The sequence below is a fragment of the Belnapia sp. F-4-1 genome (assembly GCF_000802185.1).
Lineage (GTDB): Bacteria > Pseudomonadota > Alphaproteobacteria > Acetobacterales > Acetobacteraceae > Belnapia.
In genome coordinates this window covers 3,548,204-3,572,455 of the sequence record NZ_KN676113.1, presented here as the reverse complement: position 1 = coordinate 3,572,455, position 24,252 = coordinate 3,548,204, and the positions used below count along the sequence as shown (strand labels likewise).

24 protein-coding genes are annotated in these 24,252 nt (G+C 69.8%); 9 read left to right on the top strand and 15 right to left on the bottom strand.

Translation table 11 applies throughout. The annotated features are described in order from the left end of the window. The first annotated feature begins 304 nt into the window (after positions 1 to 304). The 3 genes from LH62_RS16930 to LH62_RS16920 all read left to right on the top strand — a co-directional run bounded on the left by LH62_RS16930 (position 305) and on the right by LH62_RS16920 (position 3,769). Positions 305 to 1,099: an alpha/beta fold hydrolase gene (locus tag LH62_RS16930; protein WP_043366002.1), complete on the top strand. Its 795-nt coding sequence runs from the start codon at positions 305 to 307 to the stop codon at positions 1,097 to 1,099. A gap of 137 nt (positions 1,100 to 1,236) precedes the next feature. Then, positions 1,237 to 2,853 (top strand): GMC family oxidoreductase, encoded by a 1,617-nt coding sequence (locus tag LH62_RS16925; RefSeq protein WP_043363227.1) that lies wholly within the window; start codon positions 1,237 to 1,239, stop codon positions 2,851 to 2,853. Positions 2,854 to 3,076: 223 nt separating this feature from the next. Then, positions 3,077 to 3,769, top strand: coding sequence for a winged helix-turn-helix domain-containing protein (locus LH62_RS16920; protein WP_201445521.1), 693 nt, complete (start codon positions 3,077 to 3,079; stop codon positions 3,767 to 3,769). Here the strand turns inward: LH62_RS16920 and LH62_RS16915 are convergent. The 3 genes from LH62_RS16915 to LH62_RS16905 all read right to left on the bottom strand — a co-directional run bounded on the left by LH62_RS16915 (position 3,733) and on the right by LH62_RS16905 (position 6,026). Beyond that, positions 3,733 to 4,635 carry an alpha/beta fold hydrolase gene (locus tag LH62_RS16915; protein WP_052214605.1) on the bottom strand — a complete coding sequence of 301 codons (903 nt, stop codon included), beginning with the start codon at positions 4,633 to 4,635 and terminating at the stop codon, positions 3,733 to 3,735. The two genes, LH62_RS16920 and LH62_RS16915, sit on opposite strands and share 37 nt — an antisense overlap. A gap of 276 nt (positions 4,636 to 4,911) precedes the next feature. Further along, on the bottom strand, positions 4,912 to 5,700 hold the full coding sequence (locus LH62_RS16910; RefSeq protein ID WP_043363222.1) for an SDR family oxidoreductase: 789 nt from the start codon (positions 5,698 to 5,700) through the stop codon (positions 4,912 to 4,914). Further along, positions 5,700 to 6,026 (bottom strand): nuclear transport factor 2 family protein, encoded by a 327-nt coding sequence (locus LH62_RS16905; RefSeq protein ID WP_043363220.1) that lies wholly within the window; start codon positions 6,024 to 6,026, stop codon positions 5,700 to 5,702. Before LH62_RS16905 ends, LH62_RS16910 begins: the two co-directional genes overlap by 1 nt. Before the next feature lie 136 nt (positions 6,027 to 6,162). On the opposite strand from LH62_RS16905, the gene LH62_RS16900 reads away from it, so the two are divergent. Beyond that, positions 6,163 to 6,462: a helix-turn-helix domain-containing protein gene (locus tag LH62_RS16900; protein ID WP_201445520.1), complete on the top strand. Its 300-nt coding sequence runs from the start codon at positions 6,163 to 6,165 to the stop codon at positions 6,460 to 6,462. A gap of 305 nt (positions 6,463 to 6,767) precedes the next feature. Here LH62_RS16900 and LH62_RS16895 read toward each other — a convergent pair whose 3' ends face one another. Genes LH62_RS16895 through LH62_RS16875 form a run of 5 tightly spaced genes read right to left on the bottom strand, consistent with a single transcriptional unit; the run spans position 6,768 to position 10,902 of the window. Then, positions 6,768 to 7,232: a GNAT family N-acetyltransferase gene (locus tag LH62_RS16895; protein WP_144404510.1), complete on the bottom strand. Its 465-nt coding sequence runs from the start codon at positions 7,230 to 7,232 to the stop codon at positions 6,768 to 6,770. Between the two features lie 5 nt (positions 7,233 to 7,237). Beyond that, the gene (locus LH62_RS16890) at positions 7,238 to 7,993 is read right to left on the bottom strand and encodes a creatininase family protein (RefSeq protein ID WP_043363214.1); all 756 of its coding nucleotides are present in this window, start codon (positions 7,991 to 7,993) and stop codon (positions 7,238 to 7,240) included. 49 nt (positions 7,994 to 8,042) lie between these two features. Continuing rightward, positions 8,043 to 9,581 (bottom strand): cryptochrome/photolyase family protein, encoded by a 1,539-nt coding sequence (locus LH62_RS16885; RefSeq protein ID WP_043363212.1) that lies wholly within the window; start codon positions 9,579 to 9,581, stop codon positions 8,043 to 8,045. After that, entirely contained in the window at positions 9,581 to 10,180 is a 600-nt protein-coding gene (locus LH62_RS16880) for a DUF6134 family protein (protein ID WP_043363210.1), read from the bottom strand. Before LH62_RS16880 ends, LH62_RS16885 begins: the two co-directional genes overlap by 1 nt. After that, positions 10,180 to 10,902, bottom strand: a complete 723-nt coding sequence (locus tag LH62_RS16875) for an SDR family NAD(P)-dependent oxidoreductase (RefSeq protein ID WP_043363207.1) — start codon at positions 10,900 to 10,902, stop codon at positions 10,180 to 10,182. Before LH62_RS16875 ends, LH62_RS16880 begins: the two co-directional genes overlap by 1 nt. Before the next feature lie 115 nt (positions 10,903 to 11,017). Between LH62_RS16875 and LH62_RS16870 the strand changes: the two genes are divergently transcribed. The 3 genes from LH62_RS16870 (at position 11,018) to LH62_RS16860 (ending at position 14,929) form a co-directional block, all read left to right on the top strand. Continuing rightward, complete coding sequence (locus LH62_RS16870) at positions 11,018 to 12,196, top strand: M20 family metallopeptidase (protein WP_043363204.1); 1,179 nt, start codon at positions 11,018 to 11,020, stop codon at positions 12,194 to 12,196. A 71-nt stretch (positions 12,197 to 12,267) separates the two neighbouring features. Next, positions 12,268 to 12,690 carry a TerB family tellurite resistance protein gene (locus tag LH62_RS16865; RefSeq protein ID WP_043363202.1) on the top strand — a complete coding sequence of 141 codons (423 nt, stop codon included), beginning with the start codon at positions 12,268 to 12,270 and terminating at the stop codon, positions 12,688 to 12,690. Between the two features lie 67 nt (positions 12,691 to 12,757). Continuing rightward, entirely contained in the window at positions 12,758 to 14,929 is a 2,172-nt protein-coding gene (locus LH62_RS16860; protein ID WP_043363201.1) for a malate synthase G, read from the top strand. Positions 14,930 to 14,993: 64 nt separating this feature from the next. Here LH62_RS16860 and LH62_RS16855 read toward each other — a convergent pair whose 3' ends face one another. The 4 genes from LH62_RS16855 to LH62_RS16840 are packed head-to-tail and all read right to left on the bottom strand — an operon-like array spanning position 14,994 to position 19,433. Continuing rightward, positions 14,994 to 15,881: a DMT family transporter gene (locus LH62_RS16855; RefSeq protein ID WP_082012617.1), complete on the bottom strand. Its 888-nt coding sequence runs from the start codon at positions 15,879 to 15,881 to the stop codon at positions 14,994 to 14,996. Then, positions 15,878 to 17,122 carry a M20/M25/M40 family metallo-hydrolase gene (locus LH62_RS16850; protein WP_043363199.1) on the bottom strand — a complete coding sequence of 415 codons (1,245 nt, stop codon included), beginning with the start codon at positions 17,120 to 17,122 and terminating at the stop codon, positions 15,878 to 15,880. The genes LH62_RS16855 and LH62_RS16850 overlap by 4 nt, the downstream gene beginning before the upstream one ends. Next, complete coding sequence (locus tag LH62_RS16845) at positions 17,119 to 18,384, bottom strand: FAD-dependent oxidoreductase (protein WP_043363196.1); 1,266 nt, start codon at positions 18,382 to 18,384, stop codon at positions 17,119 to 17,121. The genes LH62_RS16850 and LH62_RS16845 overlap by 4 nt, the downstream gene beginning before the upstream one ends. Beyond that, positions 18,384 to 19,433, bottom strand: coding sequence for an MBL fold metallo-hydrolase (locus tag LH62_RS16840; RefSeq protein WP_052214603.1), 1,050 nt, complete (start codon positions 19,431 to 19,433; stop codon positions 18,384 to 18,386). The genes LH62_RS16845 and LH62_RS16840 overlap by 1 nt, the downstream gene beginning before the upstream one ends. Before the next feature lie 117 nt (positions 19,434 to 19,550). On the opposite strand from LH62_RS16840, the gene LH62_RS16835 reads away from it, so the two are divergent. After that, a complete protein-coding gene (locus tag LH62_RS16835; RefSeq protein ID WP_043363193.1) occupies positions 19,551 to 19,778 on the top strand; it encodes a hypothetical protein in 228 nt (75 codons plus the stop codon). 1 nt (position 19,779) lies between these two features. On the opposite strand, the gene LH62_RS16830 is transcribed toward LH62_RS16835, so the two are convergent. Together LH62_RS16830 and LH62_RS16825 are read right to left on the bottom strand one after the other, a co-directional pair. After that, positions 19,780 to 20,541 (bottom strand): SDR family NAD(P)-dependent oxidoreductase, encoded by a 762-nt coding sequence (locus LH62_RS16830; RefSeq protein WP_043363191.1) that lies wholly within the window; start codon positions 20,539 to 20,541, stop codon positions 19,780 to 19,782. Between the two features lie 36 nt (positions 20,542 to 20,577). Next, positions 20,578 to 21,798 carry an MFS transporter gene (locus LH62_RS16825; RefSeq protein WP_052214602.1) on the bottom strand — a complete coding sequence of 407 codons (1,221 nt, stop codon included), beginning with the start codon at positions 21,796 to 21,798 and terminating at the stop codon, positions 20,578 to 20,580. 165 nt (positions 21,799 to 21,963) lie between these two features. Here LH62_RS16825 and LH62_RS16820 point away from each other — a divergent pair, with 165 nt between their 5' ends. Next, positions 21,964 to 22,692, top strand: a complete 729-nt coding sequence (locus LH62_RS16820) for a substrate-binding domain-containing protein (RefSeq protein WP_043363189.1) — start codon at positions 21,964 to 21,966, stop codon at positions 22,690 to 22,692. A gap of 69 nt (positions 22,693 to 22,761) precedes the next feature. On the opposite strand, the gene LH62_RS16815 is transcribed toward LH62_RS16820, so the two are convergent. Continuing rightward, on the bottom strand, positions 22,762 to 24,198 hold the full coding sequence (locus LH62_RS16815) for an NAD-dependent succinate-semialdehyde dehydrogenase (protein WP_043363186.1): 1,437 nt from the start codon (positions 24,196 to 24,198) through the stop codon (positions 22,762 to 22,764). Between the last annotated feature and the right edge of the window lie 54 nt (positions 24,199 to 24,252).

Sequence of the window (24,252 nt, the reverse complement as noted above, 5' to 3'; positions counted from 1 at the left end):
GCCAGAGCGTGATTCTCCGCCTCGGTCGTCGCCCGGTTGCGACGTGCCGGGCATGGGAGATTCGACTGTGAACACCGATCCCGCGCGGCGGTGCCCCTTTCGCAGGCATGGCCTGGCTTCGGCCGCCGCTGAGCTGCGCGGAGCCGCGGCGAAGGCCGTGGATGACTTTCGGGTCGGTGCGATGCTCCCGCCCGGCATCTGCATGACGCCTGTGGATGTCATGCGCCCGCACCTCCCAGCCTCCACGCGGGCTGAACGCGACGTCGCCGCCCGCTTCCCGCTCCCTCGCAAAGGAACTCTCGTCATGTCCCCCACCCGTCGTGACATCGTCGCGTCTGCCGCCGCCGCCACAATCGTTGCCGCTGCCGCCCAGGCGCAGCCCGCCAGCCAGGGTCCCGGCCCGCAGCCGGCCAGAAACGTCGTCCTCGTGCATGGCGCCTTCGCCGATGCCTCCGGCTGGCGCGGCGTCTATGACGAGCTCAGCGCTCGGGGCTACCGCGTCAGCATGGTCCAGAACCCGCTCACCTCGCTCGCCGACGACGTTGCCGCCACACGGCGCATCCTCGACCGCCAGGACGGGCCCACCATCCTCGTCGGCCATAGCTGGGGCGGCACCGTCATCACCGAGGCAGGCGTCCACCCGAAGGTCGCTGGTCTCGTCTATGTCTCCGCCCTCTCCCCCGACGCCGGCGAAACCACCGCCCAGCAATATGCCGGCTTCGTCACACCGCCCGAATTCGTCATCGACACCCATGGCGATGGCTTCGGCTTCGTGAAGGCGGAGAATTTCAAGGCCGGCTTCGCCGCCGACACCAGCGACGCCGAGGCGGCCTTCATGCGCGACTCTCAGGTGCCGATCGCCATGTCCGCATTCGGCACGAAGCTGTCCCAGGCCGCCTGGCGCAGCCGGCCGAGCTGGGCGGTGATCGCAACCGACGACAAGGCCTTCGACCTCCGCATGTTGCGCCACATGGCGAGCCGCATCGGGGCCAAGGTCACCGAGGTCGCGGCCAGCCACGCCGTTTTCATGACGCAACCCAAGGTTGTCGCCGGCGTCATCAACGAAGCAGCGCAGCAGGCCATCCGCGCCACACGCTGACCATTGCGATATCGATCCGGCGATGACCGGCGCCGGGACAGCGCCGGCACCGGCTGCTGCCCTGGCTGGCGCCAGCAGGCCGGCCGGGGACGGCGCGTCCGGATGATGCCGCCCGGAACAGGAAGGAATTTCAGACCATGACCGACATTGCCTCCTCCGAGGAGCGCGATTTCTCCATGCGTGTCCGTGACAACCAGACGCGGCTGACGGCCGAGCTGCAACCCCGTTACGACGTCATCGTCTGCGGGGCCGGCGCCTCCGGTTCGGTCGTCGCCCGGCGACTGGCGGAGAACCCGCAGGTTCAGGTGCTGCTGCTCGAGGCTGGCGGCAGCGACGAGGCCGAATCCGTGCTGGACCCGGCGCTGTGGCCGACCAATCTCGGCAGCGAGCGAGACTGGGGTTTCCAGGCTGAGCCGAACCCACACCTGAACGGGCGGCAGCTCGCGCTGTCCATGGGCAAGGGGCTGGGCGGCGGGTCGAGCATCAACGTGGCGGTGTGGGCGCGCGGGCATCGCAGCGACTGGGACTTCTTCGCCCTGGAATCGGGCGATCCGGCCTGGGGCTACAAGAACGTTCTCGACATCTACCGCCGGATCGAGAATTGGCAGGGCACACCCGACCCGCAGTTCCGGGGAACCGGCGGGCCGGTCTGGGTGCAGCCCGCGCCTGATCCGAGCCCGATCGCGTGCGCGATGCTCGACGCCGCGAGCGAGATCGGCATCCCCACCTTCGAGCATCCAAACGGCCGCATGATGGAGGGCGATGGTGGTGCCGCCATCAGCGACATCCTGGTCCGCAACGGCCGCCGCCATTCCCTGTACCGGGCCTATCTCCACCCCTGGCTCGACCGGCCCAACCTGACCGTGCTGACCGGCGCCCTTCTGCGTCGCGTGGTGTTCGACGGCCGTCGTGCGACAGGCGTTGAATTCCTGCGCGACGGCCGGGTCATGACGGTGGGCGCCAGTGCCGAGGTCGTGCTGTCGCTGGGCGCGATGCAGACGCCAAAGGTGCTGATGCACTCCGGCATCGGCGACCGCGAAGAACTCGGGCGCGTGGGCATCCCGCTTCTGCAGCACCTGCCGGGCGTCGGTCGGAACTTCCAGGACCATGTCTCCTTTGGCTGCACCTGGGAGTATGCCGAGCCGATCGCGCCCCGCAACAGCGGCAGCGAGGCGACCTTGTACTGGAAGAGCCGGCCCGATCTCGATGCACCGGACCTTCTGTTCTGCCAGGTGGAGTTTCCCGTCCCGAGCGACCGGACGGCAGCGCGGGGCGTGCCGGCGCATGGGTGGACGATGTTTGCGGGGCTCGCACAGCCTGCCAGCCGCGGGCGCCTGCGCCTGCGGAGCTCGGACCCGTCGGCGCCGGTTGCCGTGGACGCGGACTTCCTGTCCGATCCGGCGGACCTGGCGACGGCGAGAACCTGCGTCGAGCTCTGCCGCTCCTTGGGGAATGCGCGGGCCTTCCGTCCCTTCGTGCGCGGCGAGGCCATGCCGGGTGAGTTGAAGGGCGAGGCGCTCGACCTCTACATCCGCGACGCCGCCGTCACCTATTGGCACCAGAGCTGCACAGCCAAGATGGGGCGGGACGAGATGTCGGTCGTGGACAATACGCTCAGGGTCTACGGTGTGGACGGCCTGCGGGTGGCGGACGGCTCGATCATGCCGCGCGTGACAACCGGCAACACGCAGGCGCCCTGCGCGATCATCGGCGAGCGGGCTGCGGAGGTGATCCGCAAGGCACACGGGTTGTAGCCGCCGCTGCTTCGGGACCCCCTTGGCTTGGGGTCCCGAAGGCGTCATCGAGACCGGCGACAGTCCTTGCCGCGCCGCATGAGCCGGATCGCGGTGACGGACCTCGCGCCCCACTTCCCCCAGGACGGAGGTTGCGGATTCCATGGGTCATCTTGCAATTCCTGAGCGCTGCGGGCCGGAGCCGCCTTGCCCTGATGGCGCTGTTCCGGGACGCGTGCTCGTGGTGGACGACGATCCCGCGACCCGCGGCATGTCCATAAGCTACCTGGCCAGCCGCCAGTGCCTGTCCCTTGGTGTCACCCACGCAGATGCGGCACGTCATCTCAAGCGGGGGCCGTTCAGCCTCGTGGTGGTGGATGCCCGGGCCACGGATGACGACGGGGCCGAGATGCTGAGGAGCATCCGTGCGCAGTCCGAGGTGCCCGTCATCCTGGTCGTGGGGCAGCACTACACCGTCCTCGACAGGATCGTCTCCCTCGAGCTTGGCGCCGACGACGTCCTCTGCGCACCGTTGAACCTTCGCGAGCTGCTCGCGCGCGTGCGGGCGACCTTGCGCCGGCATGAGGCGGGGCGCCGCGACGCCGCACCCGGCTTCCAGGGCGGCTACCGCTTCGATGGCTGGGTGCTGGATCAGCGCAGCAGGACGCTGACGAATCCGGCAGGCCGGACGGTGGATGTCACGAAGACCGAGTATGCGCTGCTGTTGGCCCTGCTCGGGACGCCCGGCCGGCCGCTTGCCCGCGCGCAGCTCATGCGCGCGACCCGGGCGCATGAGGATATCCACGATCGCACGATCGACGCGCAGGTGATGCGGCTGCGGCGCAAGATCGAGGCCGATCCCTCCTCGCCGAAGCTTATCAGAACCGGCCGTGGCGCGGGCTACATCCTGGACGCCTGGGTCGAGGCCATCTTCTGAGCACATCCGACGGCCGGGCCCTCGGGTCCTGCAGGCTCGCGCTCCAGTTCGCCAAGGAAACGCCCCACCAGGGCGTTGAACGCGTCGGCGGCGTGCCAGAACGGTGCATGGCCCGCCCCGTCCAGGCGATGACAGCGCTCCTCCCAAAGGTTGCGGTAGGCAACGTCATCGAGGTAGTCGAGCCTGATCAGGGGATCGGCCGCGCCATTGATGACGGCAACCGGCAGGGCACTGCCTTCGACCGCGAGGCGCTGATCGACGCCGAGCCCTGCGCGCGAAGCCTCGAAGAGCCCCTGTCGGCAGCGGCCGTCCGAACGGCCGATCGCGCCCTGGAGGAAAGGCTCCACCGGCTCGCCGAACATCGCCCGGGCGAAGGTGTCCACCTCGGCTTCGGAAAGATGGCGGCGCGCGGCAAGGCCGTCAGCCGGCGATGAAACGAAGCCTTCCACGAAGCCGCCGCGCCGGATGGGAGGCGTGCCGGTGAGGATCAGGCTCTTCATGCCCTTGAAGCGGGACAGCATCTCGATGGCGACATGGCCGCCTAGCGACCATCCCAGCACGACGGCGCTGCTGACCCCAAGGCGTTCCAGCAATTCCACCGTGCAGTCGGCAAGTCCCGGAAGGGAGTAGGTGCGGGCGGGATCGTGCGCATCCTCGGACTGGCCGTGGCCCGGCAGGTCGAAGGTGATCAGGCGGCATCGCGCGGCGAAGTCGCTTCGCATCTGGCGCGCGAAGACCTGGCGACATGATGAATTTCCATGGATAAGCAGCAACGGAGTGCCGGAACCCCCGCTATTCGTGACGGCCAGCTTGGCATGTGATGTAGAAACAAAGTTAAAAGGCCTAATTGCATGTGTCTCGGTCATCTTAATGTCCCCTCGGATATTTCAGCGCATGCGGCGGTTGGGCGATATATACGAAGAAGTGCCCGGATTTCCTGTATTACGGCAATCAAATGACGGCCATTTGTTTCAGCTGTAGTCAATATCGAAGCACGGACCAAGACAGCTCAATCGACTACGCCGGCGCCTTGCAGGGATGCGAACACCTGGCCGCCCGCGTTGCCGTGGATCGTGTCGCGCAGCCAGGGGAAACCTGCCGGGATGGTTCGGGAGACCGCCCCGATACGGCAGCCAGTGCGGCTACATTGTTGGGATGGTGCCGCCGTCTATGACGTATTCCGCGCCGTGGATCGCCGACGCCCGGTCGGAGGCGAGAAAGGCAATCAACTCCGCCACATCCTCCGGCTTGGCAGGGCGACCGAGCGGGATGCCGCCAAGCGCATCCAGGATGCCCTGGCGCGCGGTCTCCGGTGTGCCGCCGCTGCTGGCCGCGAGCCGCTGCACCAGCGCATCCGCCGCTTCCGTGTAGATCCAGCCTGGTGAGACGACGTTCACCCGCACGCCCTTCGGCCCGACTTCCTTCGAGAGCGCCTTGCTGTAGGTTGTCAACGCGGCCTTCGCCGCAGCGTAGGCCGTCGTGGAATCATGCAGCGGCAGGCGGCGCTGGATGGACGCGACATGGATCACCGTCCCGGACCCGCGCGCGATCATCTGCGGCAGGAGCAGTCGATCGAGCCGAACCGCCGGCATCAGGTTCAGGTCGAGTTCGGCGCGCCAATGTTCCTCCGTCAGGGCGGCGAAGCCCCCGCCCGGTGCGGTGGAGCCGCCGAGGACATGCACCAGCACATCCACGCCCCCGAGCCGCTCCATGGCCGCCTCCGCAAGAACACACGCTCCGCCCGCCTCCGTGAGGTCGGTCGCCACGAAATCGGCGCCCGCAGGGTCCGCAGGCCTGTGACGCGCCGCGCTCATCACCCGGGCTCCTGCACCGAGGAAGCGTTGCACAGTTGCTCGACCGGCACCTTTGCTGCCCCCGGTGACGAGGACTCGGCGTCCCTCGAACTCGCGGGGGTTGTCGTGCGTCGGCATCAGGCGATCTCCAACCCGGAGATCGCGCCGTCCCGCAGCGTGAAGCTGAAGGTGAAGCGGATCGGGCTGCCGGGGAAATTACCCGTGGTCGAGCCGACCACGACGACGTGGCCATCCTGCTCTCGCCAAGTCTCGGGGGTGAAGACGGCCCGGCTGGCGACCGTCGCCGACTGGATCCAGTTCCTGATCTCGTCAATGCCCACATGGCGGCCGCCATCGTCGCGGACCACCGCGTCCCGGGCGAATGGCGCCAGCATGCCGTCGGCATCGAGCCGGGCATCCGCCGCGACATAGGCTGCGATCGGTGTTGGCATTTCGCTGCTCATGATGAGTCTCCGTAGCTTTCTTGCGCTGGGGTGAAGCTGTTTCTAGGCTGCCCGAATGACAAGAACGAACGGAAAGGTAAGCGACTTACCCCAGAGTAAGCGTGTGCCGCACACGCCGGAAACGGCTGCGCAGGGCGTGCAGACCGCCATCAGGGTGTTGGAAGGACGCTGGAAGTTGGTGATCCTGTTTCAGCTCTTCGGTGGACAGGTCCGACGCTTCTCCGATCTCGAGCGAGCCATTCCCGGCGTCTCGCAGAAGATGCTGATCCAGCAGCTGCGCCAGCTCGAGGCGGACGGCGTCGTCGCTCGCATCGTCCACCATCAGGTGCCTCCGAAGGTCGAGTACCATCTGACCGACTGGGGGCAGGCGCTCTGCCCGGCGCTTGATGCCCTGCTGATCTGGGCGGAAGGCGCGCCGTCCGGGCCGGGTTCCTGATCCGCTGAGGCGGCACGGTCTGGGAAGTCAGGTCCACGCGGGCTTGTGGGCCATCAACTGCCCTGCCTGTCCTTCGCGTCTCGCCAGGACGCACGCTGCCTCCGATCAGTTCCGGTAGCCGCGCACCACCGTGGGGCTGCCCACTCGCACCCCTCCGGGCGGCAGCGGCCTATCGCCGGGTACGGCGATACGCCTGCGTTCCTCGATTTCGTCGTCAGGGTATTCGCCAGAGCCGGGCTCTGGATCATCCACGTCGGCGCTTGCTGCTCTCCGAAGACCGCACCGTCACAGCTGAAAACTGCAGCCTAGCCGTCGCGGCGGATGATGAAGCCGTTGGCGACGCGTTCCATGCCGAGCTTCGGGTACCAGCTCATCGGGTCCGGCGCCGAGAGCAGCAGCAGCATGCAGCCTGGTCCGATGATGCGCTTGGTCTCGGCGATGAGGCCGCGGCCGATGCCCCTCCCCTGCCCGGCCGGGTTCACGCAGAGGTCGGAGAGGTAGCAGCCATAGGCGAAATCGGTGAAGCTGCGCGCGGCGCCGATCAGGCGGCCCGCCTCGTCGCGGGCGGTGACGATGAGGTTGGAGCTGGCGACCATCGCCGCCATGCGGGCCGCGTCGTCCACCGGGCGCACGAGGCCGGAAGCGCGGACCACTGCGGTGTATTCCGCCGGGTCGAGGCGGCCCTCCTCGCGGGCGAAGGTGATGCCGGGGGGCGGCGCGGCGAGCGCGGCCCAGGCGGCGTGACCGATGACCAGTGGGTGGTCGGGCATCGGCGTCAGGCCCAGAGCGCTGGGTTGCGGAGCAGCTCGGCCATGCGGGTGGCGATGGCATTGAGCAGGCGCGCGCCCTTCTCCGCCGTCGCCACGCGCGCATCGCCGATGACGCCGGAGGCCGAGATCGCCTTGAAGGAGCGGCGGAGGGCGAGGCCGGTGGGCTGACCCTCGACGCGGGTGGAGTGCGGGCCATGTGCCTCCGCCAGGCGCCCGGTGCGGACGCTCTCGGGGCGGAGGTGGAGCATCAGGCTCGTCTCCGCCTCGCAGGCATGCATGAGGCCGGCCTGGCGCTCCAGGATGGGGGCGATCACCTCCGGCACGGCATGCCAGTAGGTGGCGGCGGCGACGTGGATGCAGAACTCGATCGAGAATTCGCCGGCGGCGACGGCCACCGCCTCGGCGTTCCCGCCATGGCCGTTCAGCAGTATCATCCGCTTGAAGCCGTGGCGGGCGGCGGATTTCACGATGCCGCGGAGGACGCCGGCGAAGCTCGCATAGTCCAGCGTGACGGTACCGCCGAAATCCATGTGGTGCTCGGCGAGGCCGGTCCAGACGCAGGGGGTGACGACCACGGGGGCACCAAGGCGGCGCGCCGTCTCCTCGGCGACGGCGGTGCCGAGGATGATGTCGACGCCGGTCGCCATGTGCGGGCCGTGCTGCTCGAGCGAGGCAACGGGGATGATGACCAGCGCATCCTCGGCGGCGCGGGCGCGCAGCTCCTCGGCGGTGAGGCGCATCCATTCGATCTCGTCGGCCATGGTTCCCCCGGTGCTATGGGCAGCGATGATGCGCCGAGGCAGAGGTGGGTCAAGCCTCGGGGCGCAGCTCCGGACCGGCCAGGAAGGCGGCGGCCTGGGCGTGGAGGGCGGCGCGCTTCTCGGGTGCCATCTTGCGGAGGGTCTGCAGGGGCATGGCCATGCGGGGATTGCCGGCGAAGCGGCGCTCGTGGCGGGCGACGAAGTCCCAGTAGAGGGCATTCATCGGGCAGGCCTCGGGGCCGGTCGCCGCCTTCGGGTCGTAGGCGCAGAGGCGGCAGTAGTCGGACATGCGATTGATATAGGCGCCGCTCGCCGCATAGGGCTTGCTGGCGATGACGCCGCCATCGGCGTGCAGGGCCATGCCATGGGTGTTGGGCAGTTCCACCCACTCATAGGCATCGGCGTAGACGGCCATGTACCACTCGTTCACCTGAGCTGGATCGAGGCCGGCGAGGAGGGCGAAATTACCGGTCACCATCAGCCGCTGGATGTGGTGGGCATAGGCCTCGTCGCGGGTCTGGCGGACGACCTGCTTGAGGCAGTTCATGCGCGTCTCGCCGCCCCACCAGGACCAGGGGAGCGAGCGCGTCGCCTCCAATGCGTTGAGGCGGGCGTAGCCGGGCATCTTCAGCCAGTAGAGGCCGCGGACATACTCGCGCCAGCCGAGAATCTGGCGGATGAAGCCCTCGACGGCGTTGAGCGGCGCCCGGCCGGCGCGGAAGGCGGCCTCGGCGGCCTCGCAGCAGGCACGGGGGGAAAGCAGGCCGAGATTGAGGCTGGTCGAGACCAGGGCGTGAAAGAGGAAGGGCTGGCCCGCCGCCATGGCGTCCTGGTGGTCGCCGAAGCGGGGAAGGCGGTGGCTGATGAAGTCGGCAAGGGCGGCTTCGGCCTCGGCGGCGGTGACAGGCCAGGCGAAGGCGTCGAGCGTGCCGAAATTGGCGGAAAATCGGGTTTCGACGAGGGCCAACACCTTCTGGGTGATGGCGTCCGGTGCCGGGCGGCGGGGCGGCGGCGCGGCGAGGCCCGGGGTGAAGGGGCGGCGATTCTCCGCGTCGTAGTTCCACTGTCCGCCCACGGGTCCGTCGAGATCCATCAGCAGGCCGGTCTCGCGGCGCATCTCGCGGTAGAAGAACTCCATCCGCAGCTGGCGGCGGCCCTGCGCCCAGCGGCGGAAGCGGGGAAGTGGGCAGAGGAAGCGACCGTCTTCGCGGATGTCGACGGGGAGGCCGAGGTCCTCCTCCCAGCCGCGCATTCCCTCCAGCACCCGCCACTCGCCGGGGAAGGTGCAGATGACGCCCACCGGCCGATGGCGGGCGATGGCGCGCGTCAACTCGCCGGTCAGCGTCCCGCTGTTGGCAGGGTCGTCGAGCCGGATGTAATCGACGGCGATGCCGCGGGCGCGGAGCTCCGCCGCAAAATGCCGCATGGCGGAGAGCACCAGCACCAGCTTCTGCTTGTGGTGCGGGACGTAGGTGCATTCCTCCATGACCTCGGCCATAAGCACCACGTCGCGGGCGGGGTCCAGGCCGTCAAGGGCGGCGATGTCAGGAGAAAGCTGGTCGCCGAGGACGAGGCGGAGGACGCCCATCAGGCCCTTTCATAGGTGACGAGGCTGCCGTCATCGCCCTTGGTGCGCCAGGCGAGCCAAGTGCCGTCGGCGGCGTACTGGCCCTCGCCTTCCTCGTCGCCAGTGGCGCGGAAGGTGGTGGCGGCACCGGGGCCGGGGGTGCGGGTCCATTGCAGGCGGAGCAGCTTGCCGGTCTCGCTGTCGAAGAGTGGACGGTCGAAGCGGCGTGGCTCCCACCAGCTCAGCGGCGCAGCCTCGGCGGAGAGACGGAGCGGGCCCTCGGGACCCTGGACGAGGATGGCGCCGCCCTCGGCCCGCGCCGTCATGTCCTTCACCGTGCCGTTCCGGTCATGGTGGGAGGTGACCGAGCGGAGGCGGTCGCCGGCCCAGACCTCGGTGAAATTATGGGTCAGGCGGAAGACGGTGATGCCCACGAGCTTCACCTGCACGATGACCTCGGTGCGGGCGGTCAGTTCGCCGCCGGCCTCGCTCAGCGTCACCGTGTGGGTTCCGATGGCGCTGCCCTCGCGCATGATACGGAAGCGGGTGACGGCGGGGATGGCGCCTGCCGGGCCGGCAAGAAGCGGCAGCGCCAGAAGCGGCAGGTGGCGGCGGCGCATCAGCCGCGGCCGCGCAGGCTGGAGCGGCCGCCATCGACGCCGATCACCTGGCCGGTGATCCAGCCCGAGGCGTCGGAGAGGAGGAAGTCGGCCAGCGCCGCCGCGTCCTCCGCCTCGCCGAGGCGGGGGATGGGGTGGAGCTTGGCGATGGCCTCAGCCATCTGCGGGTTCTTCGTCATGGGTGTGGCGATGCCGGTGCGGGTGAGGCTGGGAGCGATGCAATTCACCCGTACGGATGGCGCCAGTTCCGCGGCGAGGGCAAGCGATAATCCTTCGACCGCGGCCTTGGCGGCGCCGATCACCGCATGGCCGAGGAAGCCGGCGCGGGCCGCGACGGAGGAAAAGAGGACGACGCTCCCCTGCCCCACCGCCAACGCCGGGGCGGCGGCCTGAACGGCGAGCGCGGCGGCCGTGGCGTTGAGGGCGAAGGTTGCGGCGAAATCATCGGCGGTGGCGCGGGCGAGTGGCTTCATCACGATGGAGCCGATGCAGAAGGCAAGGCCGGCAAGCGGGGCGCCTGCGGCGGCGATGGCGGCCTTCAGCGCCGCGGGGTCGGTGACGTCGCAGGGGGCAGAGGGGGCGTGGAGTTCCTCCGCCAGCCCCGAAAGGCGGCCGGCGTCGCGGCCTATGAGGAAGAGCGGGACGCCGCGCGTGGCGAGGCGGCGCGCCAGCGCCCCGCCGATGCCGCCGGTGGCGCCCAAGATCGCAACAGGTCCCGACATGCCTTCTCCATCCCTTGCGGGGCCGAGATGGGGGCGCGAGCCGGGAGCGGAAGGGGCCCCTTGCCGCCACGGGCGGACGGGGACAGGCTGGTCCCTTTCCTTCGACGAGGCCCGCATGAGCACCGAATCCGCCGTCACCGCCTGGCTTGCCACCCAGGAGGAGGCCATGCTGAAGGTGCTGGAAGCCATGGTGAACACCGATGGCGGCAGCTACGACAAGCCGGGCGTCGATGCCGTCGGGCGGATCGTCCAGGACTTCATGGCGGCCGAGGGCATCCCGGTCGAGCTGGTCCCGCAGGAGAAGTATGGCGACTGCCTCAAGGCCCGGGTGGCCGGCGACGAGGTGGCCTCTTCCGGCAACGAGAAGCAGTCGATCGTGCTGATGGGGCACCGGGACACCGTCTTCCCCAAGGGCGAGCCGGAGCGGCGGCCCTTCCGCGTCGAGAACGGCATCGCCACCGGGCCGGGAGTCTCCGACATGAAGTCCGGCCTCGTGATGAACATGTTCGTCCTGGCGGGCTTCCAGCGCTTCGGCGGGGCGCCGGGGCCGCTGGTCGGGCTCTTCACCGGCGACGAGGAGATCGGCAGCCCGGAAGGCCGCGCGGTGATCGAGGCGACGGCCAGGGAGGCGCGGGTCGTCTTCAACTCGGAGCCGGGGCGGCCCAACGGCGGCGTCGTGACGGGGCGGAAGGGCGGCGTGTTCTCGATCTTCGAGATCGAGGGTAAGGCGGCGCATTCGGGCGGCAATTTCGAGGCCGGCATCAGCGCCATCGGCGAGCTGGCGGCGAAGGTCACGGCGCTGCATGCCCTGACCGACCTCGCGCGGGGGATCACGGTGAATGTCGGCCTGGTCTCGGGCGGGCAGAGCGTCAACACGGTGGCGCCCTGGGCGCAGGGGCAGATCGACCTGCGCTACAAGGAGCCGGCCGACCGGGACGAGGTGATGGCGAAGATCCATGCCATCGTCGAGCGGGCCTCTGTACCGGGGACTCGCTCGCGCCTCACGATCCGGGGCGAGTTCCTGCCGCTGAACGAGACGCCCGCCTCGGCCCGGCTCTTCGGCATGTACCGGGATGCGGCGGCGGAGAGCGGGCTTGCCGTCACCAGCGAATTCAGCGGGGGCTGTGCCGATAGCGGCTTCACGGCGGCCCTCGGCGCGCCGACCATCTGTGCGGTTGGGCCGGTGGGCGGCAAGGCGCACAGCCCGGAGGAGTATCTGGAGGTGGCGAGCCTGGTGCCGCGGGCGCAGGCCATGGCGCGTGCCATCTTGCGGCTCGACCGGGCCGGGCTGTAATATTTCTTAAAGATGACAAACCGTCCATATTCGGCTATCTCGCGGGCGCTTCAACCCTTCGGGAGATGTCCATGTTCGGCATGTTCAAGTCGCAATCGGCCACGCTCGACCTCACGCCGCGCACCTGCCTCGCCGTCTCGCTGATCTACTGCATGGCGGCGGACGGGGAGATGGACGAGGAGGAGGTCGGCCACCTGCTCTCCGCCCTCGGGCGGGGGATGACGCGGCAGGAGCTGGATGCGGCGCTGCGCTATGCGCGGGCGACGAAGCCGGAGCAGTTCCTGGCCGACGCCACGCCGCGGCTGCGGCCGGAGCAGCGGCTCTGCATCCTGCTCAACATGATCGACAGCGCCATGAGCGATGGCGAGGCGGAACAGGGCGAGCAGGACCTCGTCCGCCGCTTCGCCGAGGCCTGGGGCCTATCGGAGGAGGCGCTGGCGCCGCATTTCCGCACCCTGGTGGCCAAGAACCAGCGCAGCGTCCTTGATGCGTGAAAGCCTCCGCCCCTTTGCGGGCGGCGCGGTTTCGCCTAGGTAGCCCCCTGAATTCAGGGAGGCTGGCATGGCGGAGCGGGTTGAGGTCGCGGGGCTCGGCGTCGAACGGGCCCTCAAGGATTTCATGGAGCGGGAGGCGCTGCCGGGCACCGGCGTCGCGCCGGAGCGGTTTTGGTCCGCCTATGCCGCCATCCTCCGCGACCTCGGCCCGCGCAATGCCGAGCTTCTGGCCAAGCGGGACGCGTTGCAGGCGAAGATCGACGAGTGGCACCGGGCGAACCCGGCACGCCCCGTCGATGCGGCGGCCTATACCGCTTTCCTCCGGGAGATCGGCTACCTCGTGCCGGAAGGGCCGGCCTTCCAGGTTTCCACCACCAATGTGGATGCCGAATTCGGCACCGTCGCCGGGCCTCAGCTGGTCGTGCCCGTCTCCAATGCCCGCTATGCGCTGAACGCCGCCAATGCGCGCTGGGGCAGCCTCTACGATGCGCTCTATGGCACGGATGCCATTCCGGAGACGGATGGGGCCGAGCGCGGGCGGGGCTTCAACCCGAAGCGGGGCGAGAAGGTGATCGCCTTCGCGCGGGCGACGCTCGACAAGCTCGCGCCGCTGGCGGGCGACGCCTCGCATGCGGACGCGAAATCCTATGCGATCGCCGCCGGGGCGCTGGCGGTGACGCTGAAGGATGGGCGGAGCGTCGGGCTGGCGCAGCCGGGGCAGTGCGTCGGCTATCTGGGCGAGCCGGCGGCGCCTTCGGCCATCCTTTTCGTGCATCATGGGCTGCATGCGGAGCTGGTGATCGACCGCGACCACCCGATCGGCCGGGGCGACCCGGCGGGCGTCGCAGACCTGGTGCTGGAGGCGGCCGTCACCACCATCATCGATTGCGAGGACAGCGTCGCCACGGTGGATGCCGAGGACAAGGTCGTCGTCTACCGCAACTGGCTCGGGCTGATGGCGGGGACCCTGGAGGCGAGCTTCGAGAAGGGCGGCAAGACGCTGGTCCGCAAGCTGAACGGCGACCGGACCTATCTGAAGCCGGGCGGCGGGGCGATGACGCTGCATGGCCGCTCGGTGATGCTGGTGCGCAATGTCGGGCATCACATGATGACCGATGTGGTGACGCTCGACGGGGCGGAGACGCCTGAGACCATCCTCGATGCCATGTGCACCGTGGCGATCGCGCTGCACGACCTGCGCGGCCAGGGCCGCGGGCGCAACAGCCGGGCGGGCAGCGTCTACATCGTCAAGCCGAAGATGCACGGGCCGGAGGAAGTGACCTGGGCGAACGAGCTGTTCGGCCGCGTGGAGGATGCCTTCGGCCTGCCGCGGGCGACGTTGAAGATGGGCATCATGGATGAGGAGCGCCGCACGACGGTGAACCTCATGGAATGCATCCGCGCCGCCAAGGACCGCGTCGCCTTCATCAACACCGGCTTCCTCGACCGCACCGGCGACGAGATCCACACCTCGATGGCGGCCGGCGCGGTGCTGCGCAAGAACGACATGCGCGGCACGGCCTGGATCAAGGGCTACGAGGAGTGGAATGTCGATGTCGGCCTGGCCTGCGGGCTGCGCGGGCGGGCGCAGATCGGCAAGGGCATGTGGGCCGCGCCGGATGCGATGGCGGAGATGCTGAAGCAGAAGGTCGGCCACCCGAAGGCGGGCGCCAACACCGCCTGGGTCCCCTCCCCCACCGCCGCCACGCTGCACGCGCTGCACTACCACGAGGTCGATGTGGCGGCGCGGCAGGAGGAGCTGGCGCAGGGCGGGCGCCGGGCGAAGCTCGAGGAGATCCTCAGCATCCCGCTCGCCACCGACACCAACTGGCCGGCGGATGCGGTGCAGGCGGAGCTCGACAACAACTGCCAGGGCATCCTCGGCTATGTGGTGCGCTGGATCGACCAGGGCGTCGGCTGCTCCAAGGTGCCGGACATCCACGATGTCGGGCTGATGGAGGACCGGGCGACGCTGCGCATCAGCGCGCAGCACATCGCCAACTGGCTCGCGCACGGCATCACCACCGAGGCGCAGGTGATGGAGACGCTGAAGCGGATGGCGAAGGTGGTCGACGGGCAGAATGCCGGCGACCCGCTCTATACGCCGATGGCGCCGGGCTATGAGGGCGTGGCCTTCAAGGCGGCCTGCGACCTGATTTTCAAGGGCGCCAGCCAGCCGAATGGCTACACCGAGTTCATCCTCACGGCCCGCCGCCGCGAAGCAAAGGCCGCGGCCTAGAACTCAGGGTTCCAAGGGCCCTTCGGCCCTTGGCGGGTGGAGCTTGAGGAGGGCAGCGCCCTCCTCAACCTTGCTTCCGCGACTCCCGCCGCGCGATCCAGCTCGTGCTGGCGAAGATGACGAGGCCGCCGATCCAGGTGGCCGTGCCTGGCACGTCGCCCCAGACGGCGAAGCCGAAGAGCGAGGCCCAGACCAGCTCGAGGAATTTGATCGGCTGGGTCACCGACATGTCGGCCAGCTTGAAGGCCCGCGTCAGGCAGATATGCCCCGCCGTGCCGACGACGCCGCAGAAGGCGAAGGCGGCCCATTGGGAGGGCGTCGGCCAGGTCCAATTCGGCAGGGCGAAGGGCAGGCTGAACAGCGCGACGGCAAGCGACTGCCACACGACGATGACATGCGGCGCATCCCGCCGCGTCAGCGCCTTGGTGATGAGGAAGGAGGCGGCGAAGAGCGGCGAGGAGGCGAGCATCACGAAGCCATAGGCCCCGGCTCCGCCCGACAGGTTGGGCGAGACGACGATCAGCACGCCGCAGAAGCCGATCAGCGCCGCCACCCAGCGAGCGGCGACCATCCGCTCGCGCAGGAAGACGACGGCGCCGAGCATGATGAAGAGCGGCGTGGTGAAGCCGAGCGCCGTCATGTCGGCCAGGGGCACATGCGGCACGGCGATGAACCAGAGCAGCAGCCCGGAGGTGTGGATGGCGCCGCGCCAGATCTGCCCGCCGAGGTTCGCCGGGCGGTAGGCGGCCCAGCCGGCGCGCAGGATGAAGGGCAGCATCACCAGCACGCCGAAGCTGTAGCGCAGGAAGCCGGTGACGAAGGGGTCGAGCTGCTGCGCCAGCAGTCGCAGCGTGCCGTTCAGCAGGATGAAGAGCAGGCCGGAGGCCAGCATCCAGAGGATAGCACGGGTGGTGTCGCCCATCGCGGCGAGGCGGGGCAGCGCCTGGCTCATGCGGCGAGGAAGTCCAACGCCGTCAGCGCATGGACCTGGGCGACCTGGAGGAGTTCGTCGACGAGGACGTATTCGTCGGCGCCGCCCATGTTGTGAGGGGTGGGGCCGTAGACGACGGTCGGCAGCCCGGCCATGCGGAACCAGCGGGCATCGGACCCGCCGACGCGCATGTTGATGGCGCAGGGCGTGCCGAGCACTTCGGCGGCGGCCGAGGCGGCGCGCTGGACCAGCTCGTGCTGCGGGTCGGTGTGGTTCGGCTCGAAGCGGCGGAGGATGCGCCAGGCGATGCCCTCGCGGCCATCGAGCGCCGTGGCGAGGGCGGCTTCGGCCGTGGCGCAGGGAAGGCCGACGGGCAGGCGGATATCGATCCCGGCGCGGGCGCTGGCGGGGACGAGGTTGGTCGAGGTGCCGCCCTCGATCCGGCCGATATTCACCGTGACGCTGCCGAGGACGTCGGCCTCGCCTGGGCCCGAGAGGGGTTCGGAGATGGGGCGGGCGCCGGCAATGGCGGCGGTGACGGCAGGCGGCGCCTCGGGCCGCAGGGCACGCAGGCCCCGCACCGCATCGAGCGCGGCGCAGAGGCGGTCGAGCGCGTTCACGCCCAGATGCACATGGGCGCCGTGGCTGGCGCGGCCTTCGGCCTCGACCTCGATCCAAAGGAAACCCTTCTCGCCGAAGCGCAGCACGCGGGGGCTTCCGGCATCGCCGATGATGACGGCATCGCCGCGCGTCTCGGGGATGTTGTCCATGAGCCATTTCGTGCCGAGCGGGCCCATGGATTCCTCGTCGCCAGCCAGGGTCAGCACGGCCTCGCCGCGCCAGAGTCCCCGATGGGCGGCGAGCAACGCGAGGGCGGTGACGGAGGCGGCGATGCCCCCCTTCATGTCGGACGTGCCACGGCCATAGAGTCGCCCGTCGCGGAGCAGGCCGCCGAGGGGCGGCACGGTCCAGGGCAGGGCTTCGTTCACCGGGTAGGTATCGAGGTGGCCGTTGAAGACCAGGCGGCGGCCTGAGGCATGGCCCCGCACCACGGCGACGAGGTTGGTGACGCCTTCGCTCGTGGGGTGGAGGGTGACCTCGGCATCCGGGACAAGGCCACGGATCAATCCGGCTGCCGCCTCGGCGCAGGCGCGGACATCACCGGGCGGGTTGGGGGACGGGATGGCGACCAGGGCCCGGGTCAGGGCGATGACGCGCTCCCCGCAGGCGGCGGCCTTGGCGGCAAAGGCGGTGCGACTCATCGCGCGAGTGTAGCGGACAACGCGTCCGCTGCCGCCATGCCGCTTGCCCAGGCGCCGCCGACCGTGCCGGCATAGCGGGTATGGCAGGCCTCACCGGCGAAGCGGATGCGGCCATCGGCAAGCCGGGCTTCGGCGAGCGCTGCGCGGGCGCCGGCGCTGCCAGGGCGGGCATAGGTATAGGCACCGAGGAAGAGTGGGTTCTCGCCCCAGTCCGTAGCGACGGCCGGATGGGAGAAGGCACGCGCCAGCTCGGCCTCGCCGAAATAATGGGCGAGTTCGGCGCGGGCCGTGGCCTCGGCGGCGGCGGGTCCCTCGCGGGCCAGCGCCCAGGCCGCCTCGCCGCCGAGGAAGCCGATCGCATGGTCGCGGCCGAAGGGACTGACCACCCAGGACATCGGCCGGTCCCCCTCCCCTTCGACGCGGCGCCCGAGCCGGGCGAAGGGATCGAGGCCGAGCCCGGCGCCGCCCCGCAGGGCGATCTTGGAAAGGAGCGCCATGGGTAGGCCATGGATGGCGGCCTCCACCTCCGCCGGCAAGCCGGGCGAGAAGCGGAGGGCACCCGATGCCAGCACGCCGGTCGAGACGGTGACAATGCAGCCGCGGGCGCGGATCGTGCCGCACGGGCCTTCCAGAGTGATGTAGCGGTCGGCACCCAGGCGGTGGATGGGGGTCGCCAGATGGATCGGCAAGCCTTCGGCAAGGCGGGCGACCAGGGTGCCGAAGCCTTCCCTCACCTGCGGGTTCTCGCCGTCGAGGCCGGTGTCGATGTAGTCGCGGAGGCTGTTCCGCTCGGGCTCCACGCCGCAGATGGTGGTGCCGAGCCAATGGGAAACGGTCGCGTCCCAGGTACCGCCATGCGGCACGGCCTCGGCGATGGAGATGTCGGGCCCGCCCTGCGCGGCGCGGGCTTCCGCCGCCGCCTCCCAAGCATCGCAGGCGGCGTCATGGGCGGCCTTTTCGGCGGGTGTCGCCGGGCGGCCACCGATGAGCAGGATGTCGCGGCGGCGGCGCTCGCCCTCGAAGAGGGTGAAGCCGAGGCGTTGGGCGATGGGAGCCAGCGGGTTGTGCTCGGCGACATGCACCCAGGAGGCGCCGTGGTCGAAGGGGGTGCCGAGGCTGGCGCTCTCGGTATGGGCGCGGCCGCCGGGGCGGGTGCCTGCCTCCAGCACCAGGCAGGACCGGCCGAGTTCGACGAGGCGCGTGGCGGCGGCGATGCCGGCGGCGCCGGCGCCGATGATGGCGATATCGGTTTCGGTGGGCATCAGATGGTCCGGAAGCGGGCAACCTCGCCGGCTTCGACGCGCAGCCGGCCCTGGCGTTCCAGCCGGCGGAGATGGGCCAGCGTCTCGCCGACGGTGAAGCTCACCTGCCCCATCTCCTGCGCGGCGCGGGGGAAGAGGAATTGCGCGGCCTCATAGGCGGTTAGCGGCTCGCGGCAGGCCTCGGCCAAGGCGTCGAGGCGCTCGGCATGGTGGGCGGCGAGCATGTCGAGGCGGCGGTGCAGGGTGGTGAAGGGCTCGCCATGGCTCGGGAGGACCAGCGTGTCCTCCGGCAGGGCGCGGAAGCGGTCGTTGCTGGCGAGGAAGTCGCCGAGCGGGTCGGCCTCCGGCTCGCCGGGATGCAAGCCGACATAGGGCGAGATGCGCGGCAGGATCTGGTCCGCGGAGATCAGCACGCCACGCTCGGGGCTATGGAGCGTCGCCATGTCGGGGGCGTGGCCGGCGCCGGTCTGCACCCGCCATTCGCTGCCGCCGATGGTGACGCTGCGGCCGTCCTTGAGGGCGTGGAAGCTGCGCGGCAGTTCGCCGACGGCACGCTGGTAGAGGGCGCCGCGGCCTTCGACGAAGGCGATGAACTCGGGCGGACAGCCGGCACGGGCGTAGTGCTCGATCTGCTGCGCCATCATGTCCGGGCCGCTGTCGTACCAGAGGGCGCGGGCCATCAGCCACTCGATGCGGGTCATCATCGGCAGGATGCCGAAGCGCTCGCAGAGCCAGCCGGCGAGGCCGATATGGTCCGGGTGGAAATGCGTGACGAGCAGCGCCGTCAGCGGCCGGCCGCCGAGAGCAGGCTGGGCGAGGAGCTGGTCCCAATGGCCGCGGGTGGTGCGGCTGGCGATGGCGGTGTCGATGGCGAGCCAGCCGCCCTCATGCTCGAGGAACCAGATGTTCACATGGCCCGGGGCGAAGGGCAGCGGCATGCGGGCGCGGAGCAGGCCGGGCTGGATGGTGCGGAGCTCGCCGGGCGGCGGGGCCTCGGGCGGCAGCGGGGCCGGGACATAGGCGGGTGGGTTGGTCTGGTCGGGTGGCATCCGGCTCTCCCGTTGGGCAGGAAGGATAGGGCGCTAACGGTCGGCCTGTCGATGCGGCGCTTGCATCACGGGGGTGCGGGGCGGGTATGCTCGCCCGGCTCGGAGGAGGTGGATGGGATGGCGCCAGAAGTCTTCGTCCTGCTCAGCGGCGGCCTCAGCTTTGGGGTGCCGCTTGTTCTCGCCATCCGCGAGCTGCGGAACCTGCGGCGCGGCGATGGCGGCGGCTGGCGGCCGAGTCCGACGCCGCCACCGCCGAGGCCGACGGGGGGAAGCGGGAAGCCGCTGCCGGACTGCCTCATCCCGAAGCCGCTGCCGACGAGGCCGCGGGAACTGGAGACGGCCTGAACTACAGTTGCACGCCGCGGGTGAGCGCGCCGTCGATCACCAGGTTGGTGCCGGTGGTGAAGGAGGAAGCGGGGCTTGCCAGGAAGACGACGCCGCGGGCGATCTCCTCGGGCGTCGCCATGCGGCCGGTGGGGTTAAGCGCCAAGGCCTCGGCGAAGAGCGCCGGGTTGTTCTGCTCGATCCACTGCCAGATGCCGCCCGCGAAATAGGTGTTGCCGGGCGAGACGGTGTTGGCGCGGATTCCCTTGCTTGCCAGGCGGTGGGCGAGGCCCTGGGCGTAGTGGACCAGCGCGGCCTTGAAGGCGCCATAGGCCGGGCCGGTGAAGTCGATCTCGCGGCCGGAAACCGAGGAGATGATGGTGATGGAGGCCGACGTCGATGCCTCCAGATGCGGGAGCGCGGCGTTGACCGTGCGGATCGTGTGCATCAGGTCGGTCTCGAAGCCGCGGCGCCAGGCTTCCTCGCTGTCATCGACCGCCAAGGCCGAGACATTGGCGACGACCATGTCGATGCCGCCGAGGGCGGCGGCGCTGGCGGCGACCCAGGCTTCGAGCGCGGATTTGTCGGCGACGTCGACGGGCTGGCCGAAGGCGGTGACGCCTAGCGCCTGGAGTGCGGCGACGGTGGCCTCGACTTCCGCCACGTCGCGGGCGCAGAGGGCCACATGGGCGCCCTCGGCGGCGAAGAGTTCGGCGCAGCGGCGGCCGATGCCCTTGCTGCCGCCGGTGACAATGGCCCGGAGGCCTTTGAGACCGAGATCCATGTCCCTTTCCTCTCGCTTGTACCCGGAGAGATTCAGTCAGCGCATGGGCCGGCGCAATGCCCAGAAGGCGACCGAGCCCGTGGCATAGGCGGCGATCGAGAGCAGGAAGGCGATGCGGTAGCTGGCGGTGACGTCGAAGATCCAGCCAGCGGCCCAGGAGCCGATGGCGGCGCCCAGGCCGGAGCCGATGGTGATGACGCCGAGGATGGTGCCGAGCCGTGGGCCGGGGAAGAGATCGGCGGTCTTCGCCGTGATGGCCGGGCCGCGGGCGCCCCAGGTGAGGCCGAAGCCGCAGCCATGCAGCCAGAGCAGCAGGTGCTGGTCGGGCGAGGTGATCAGCAGCGCGCAGACCACGCCGAGGATGGAGATGCCGTAGGTCAGCAGCGCCGAGGCCTCGCGGCCGATATGGTCGGAGAGGGTGCCGGTGAGGATCACGCCCGGGAAGGCCAGGAAGGCTCCCATGCCGAGCACGCTGGCCGCGTAGAGCGGGTCGAAGCCGATATCGACGGCGAAGGCGATCTGATGCAGCGAGACGAGGAAGCTGCCGATGCTGGTGCACATGTAGACCAGGAAGAGCAGCCAGAAGGCACGGGTGCGGATCGCCTCGGCGAGGGTCCAGTTTCGCGGCGCGGCGGTTGCGGCGCCATCGGCTGCGCCAGGGATCTCGGGGCTGCGGCGGAAGATGGCGGCGAGCGGCAGGACCAGCACGGCCATCGCCGCGGCGGTGGCGAGATAGGCGCCGCGCCAGCCGAGGCCGCTGATCAGCATCTGGCTCGTCGGCGCGGAAAGGGCGCGGCCGAAGGCATTGGCCGATTGCAGCACGGAGACGGCCATGCCACGTCGGCGGTGGAAGATGCGCGAGACCAGCGGCACGAAGACCAGCAGGCCGAGGCAGTTGGCCCCGATGGTCATCACCACGCCGTAAAGGAAGACCACCTGCCAGAGTTCGCTGGCGAAGGCGCTGCCGAGCAGGCCGAGGGTCAGCAGGCAGCCGCCGAGCAGCACGCAGCGCCGGGCGCCGACCCGGTCCACCAGGCCACCGACGAGGGGCGAGCTGGCGCCGCCGACGAGCTGCCCAACCGAATAGGCGAGCGAGCTCTCCGCCCGCGACCAGCCGAAATCGGCGACGAAGGCGAGCAGGAAGACAGTGTAGGAGTGCATCAGGCTGGCGCCGACCGTGAAGGCGGCGAAGGCGCCAGCGAGCATCAGCCAAGCCTGGCGGGAGGGTCTGTCGGCGGTCCCGGCTTTGGTTGGCATGGCGTCATGCTGCGGGTGCCGGGCGGGCCGGTCAATCGGCCGCCACCGGAAAGTCGGTACGAGGATCGGCTGCGGAACATGCCCGGTGGCTGGTAGGCGGAGGGCCGGCATCGCGGTAGAGCAGCCGGACAGGCCCTTCAGAGGACTCTTATGCGGCGTCGGTTGATGGCTCTCCTCCCTGTCCTGATCGTCACCGGGCCGGCGGCACGGGCAGCCGAGTTGGAGGTGGTGAGCGCCCGGACGATGGAGCCGGGGCTGGCGCCGGCGGTACAGGCCTTCCGCAATGCTTCGGGCCATGCGGTGCAGATCCGCTATGCGACGGCGCCGGCCATGCAGCAGGCGCTGGCGGATGGGGATGTGCCGCAGCTTCTGATCGGGCCGGACTCGCTGATGGCGGGGCTGGCGCAGGCAGGACGCCTCGCTGGGCAGCCGGTGCCGCTCGGCCGGGTCGGGGTGGGGATGGTGGTGCGGCCGGACCTCGCCATTGCGCCGGCCACGGATGCCGAGGGGCTGCGGCGGATGGTGATCGACATGCAGTCGGTCGTCTTCAACCGCGCCTCATCCGGCCTCCATATGGAACGGATCTTCGACCGGATGGGCCTGACGGCGCTGGTGGCGCCCAAGGCGCGGCGCTACCGCAGCGGGGCCGAGGTGATGGCCCACCTGCTCCAAGGCAGCGGACAGGAAGTCGGCTTCGGCGCCATCACCGAGATCAGGATGGTGCGGGAGCTGCGCTACCTGGGCCCGCTGCCCGCGGAATTGCAATCCTACACGACCTATAGCGGGGCACTGACGCCGGGCGCTCCGGTCGCGGCGGAGGCACTGCTGCGCTGGCTGGCAGGGCCGGAATCGCGCGGCAGCTTCGACGCGGCGGGGATCGAACCGGTGCGCTGAAGGAGGGCAAGCCCCTTCAGCGATGCCTGCACCGGGAATGCGCCCTGAGGCGCATCCCCGAACTGGCTCTTACAGGCCGGCCTGGCTGACGAACTTCGTATTCAGATAGGCCTCGATGGCCTCCGAACCGCCCTCGGAGCCGTAGCCGCTGTCCTTGATGCCGCCGAACGGCACCTCGGGCAGTGCCAGGCCGAGATGGTTGATCGTCATCATGCCGCTCTCGACCTTGGCGGCGATGGCATTCGCCGTCTTGGCCGAGCGGGTGAAGGCATAGGAGGCGAGGCCGTAAGGCAGCCGGTTGGCCTCTTCCACCACCTCGTCGAACTCCCGGAAGGGCGCGATCATGGCGAGCGGGCCGAAGGGCTCCTCGTTCATCATCCGCGACTCCTTGGTGACGCCGGTCAGCACCGTGGGCTGGAAGAAGTAGCCCTTGTTGCCGATGCGCTCCCCACCGGTCCGGACTTCGGCGCCGCGCTGGCGGGCATCGGCGATGAGGCCCTCCATCCAGGGAATGCGGCGCTCATGGACGAGCGGGCCCATCTGGACGCCCTGCTCCGTGCCGTTGCCGACCTTCACCGCCTTGGCGGCGGCGACGAACTTCTCGACGAAGGGCTCGTAGTGCTTTTCCTGCACGAGGAAGCGCGTCGGGCTGACGCAGACCTGGCCGGCATTGCGGAATTTGGCGCCGGCGAGGGTCTTCACCGCGAGGTCGAGATCGGCGTCGTCGAAGACGATGGCGGGAGCGTGGCCGCCGAGCTCCATCGTCACGCGCTTCATGTGCTGGCCAGCCAGCGCGGCGAGCTGCTTGCCGACCGGGGTGGAGCCCGTGAAGGTCACCTTCTTGATGGTCGGGTGCGGGATCAGATACTCGCTGATCTCGGCCGGGATGCCGTAGACGAGGCCGACGACGCCCGCGGGCAGGCCGGCATCGATGAAGCAGCGGATCAGCGCGGCCGGGGAGGCAGGCGTCTCCTCGGGCGCCTTCACGATGATCGAGCAGCCGGTGGCGACGGCGGCGGAGAGCTTGCGGACGACCTGGTTGATCGGGAAGTTCCAGGGCGTGAAGGCGGCGACGGGGCCGATCGGCTCCTTCACCACGAGCTGGTAGACACCCTCGGCGCGGGCCGGGATGACGCGGCCATAGGCGCGGCGGGCTTCCTCGGCGAACCAGTCGATGATGTCGGCGCCGGCGAGCGTCTCCATCTTCGCCTCAGGCAACGGCTTGCCCTGCTCGGCGGTCATGAGCGCGGCGATCTCGTCGGCGCGGGAGCGGAGGATGTCGGCGGCCTTGCGCATCAGCTTGGCGCGCTCGAAGGCGGAAACCTTCTTCCAGGTGGCGAAGCCGCGCTCGGCCGCTTCCAGCGCCTCGTCGAGGTCGTCGGTCCCGGCATGGGCGACCTCGCCGATCACCTCCTCCGTCGCTGGGTTGATGACCTGGAGCATCTTGCCGGAGCGGCTGTTGCGCCACTCGCCGTTGATGTGCAGCTGGACGGGCGGATAGGCCATGGGGGTCTCCTTGGCTATTTGGGCGGGGCAGGCCCCGCCGGGCTCGGCCCGCAA

Excerpts from the sequence above, each read along its gene's own strand:
- LH62_RS16930 (WP_043366002.1), top strand. The coding sequence starts at position 305 with ATGTCCCCCACCCGTCGTGACATCGTCGCGTCTGCCGCCGCCGCCACA.
- LH62_RS16925 (WP_043363227.1), top strand. The coding sequence starts at position 1,237 with ATGACCGACATTGCCTCCTCCGAGGAGCGCGATTTCTCCATGCGTGTC.
- LH62_RS16915 (WP_052214605.1), bottom strand. The coding sequence starts at position 4,635 with ATGACCGAGACACATGCAATTAGGCCTTTTAACTTTGTTTCTACATCA.
- LH62_RS16910 (WP_043363222.1), bottom strand. The coding sequence starts at position 5,700 with ATGCCGACGCACGACAACCCCCGCGAGTTCGAGGGACGCCGAGTCCTC.
- LH62_RS16905 (WP_043363220.1), bottom strand. The coding sequence starts at position 6,026 with ATGAGCAGCGAAATGCCAACACCGATCGCAGCCTATGTCGCGGCGGAT.
- LH62_RS16895 (WP_144404510.1), bottom strand. The coding sequence starts at position 7,232 with ATGCCCGACCACCCACTGGTCATCGGTCACGCCGCCTGGGCCGCGCTC.
- LH62_RS16890 (WP_043363214.1), bottom strand. The coding sequence starts at position 7,993 with ATGGCCGACGAGATCGAATGGATGCGCCTCACCGCCGAGGAGCTGCGC.
- LH62_RS16885 (WP_043363212.1), bottom strand. The coding sequence starts at position 9,581 with ATGGGCGTCCTCCGCCTCGTCCTCGGCGACCAGCTTTCTCCTGACATC.
- LH62_RS16880 (WP_043363210.1), bottom strand. The coding sequence starts at position 10,180 with ATGCGCCGCCGCCACCTGCCGCTTCTGGCGCTGCCGCTTCTTGCCGGC.
- LH62_RS16875 (WP_043363207.1), bottom strand. The coding sequence starts at position 10,902 with ATGTCGGGACCTGTTGCGATCTTGGGCGCCACCGGCGGCATCGGCGGG.
- LH62_RS16870 (WP_043363204.1), top strand. The coding sequence starts at position 11,018 with ATGAGCACCGAATCCGCCGTCACCGCCTGGCTTGCCACCCAGGAGGAG.
- LH62_RS16865 (WP_043363202.1), top strand. The coding sequence starts at position 12,268 with ATGTTCGGCATGTTCAAGTCGCAATCGGCCACGCTCGACCTCACGCCG.
- LH62_RS16860 (WP_043363201.1), top strand. The coding sequence starts at position 12,758 with ATGGCGGAGCGGGTTGAGGTCGCGGGGCTCGGCGTCGAACGGGCCCTC.
- LH62_RS16855 (WP_082012617.1), bottom strand. The coding sequence starts at position 15,881 with ATGAGCCAGGCGCTGCCCCGCCTCGCCGCGATGGGCGACACCACCCGT.
- LH62_RS16850 (WP_043363199.1), bottom strand. The coding sequence starts at position 17,122 with ATGAGTCGCACCGCCTTTGCCGCCAAGGCCGCCGCCTGCGGGGAGCGC.
- LH62_RS16845 (WP_043363196.1), bottom strand. The coding sequence starts at position 18,384 with ATGCCCACCGAAACCGATATCGCCATCATCGGCGCCGGCGCCGCCGGC.
- LH62_RS16840 (WP_052214603.1), bottom strand. The coding sequence starts at position 19,433 with ATGCCACCCGACCAGACCAACCCACCCGCCTATGTCCCGGCCCCGCTG.
- LH62_RS16835 (WP_043363193.1), top strand. The coding sequence starts at position 19,551 with ATGGCGCCAGAAGTCTTCGTCCTGCTCAGCGGCGGCCTCAGCTTTGGG.
- LH62_RS16830 (WP_043363191.1), bottom strand. The coding sequence starts at position 20,541 with ATGGATCTCGGTCTCAAAGGCCTCCGGGCCATTGTCACCGGCGGCAGC.
- LH62_RS16825 (WP_052214602.1), bottom strand. The coding sequence starts at position 21,798 with ATGCCAACCAAAGCCGGGACCGCCGACAGACCCTCCCGCCAGGCTTGG.
- LH62_RS16820 (WP_043363189.1), top strand. The coding sequence starts at position 21,964 with ATGGCTCTCCTCCCTGTCCTGATCGTCACCGGGCCGGCGGCACGGGCA.
- LH62_RS16815 (WP_043363186.1), bottom strand. The coding sequence starts at position 24,198 with ATGGCCTATCCGCCCGTCCAGCTGCACATCAACGGCGAGTGGCGCAAC.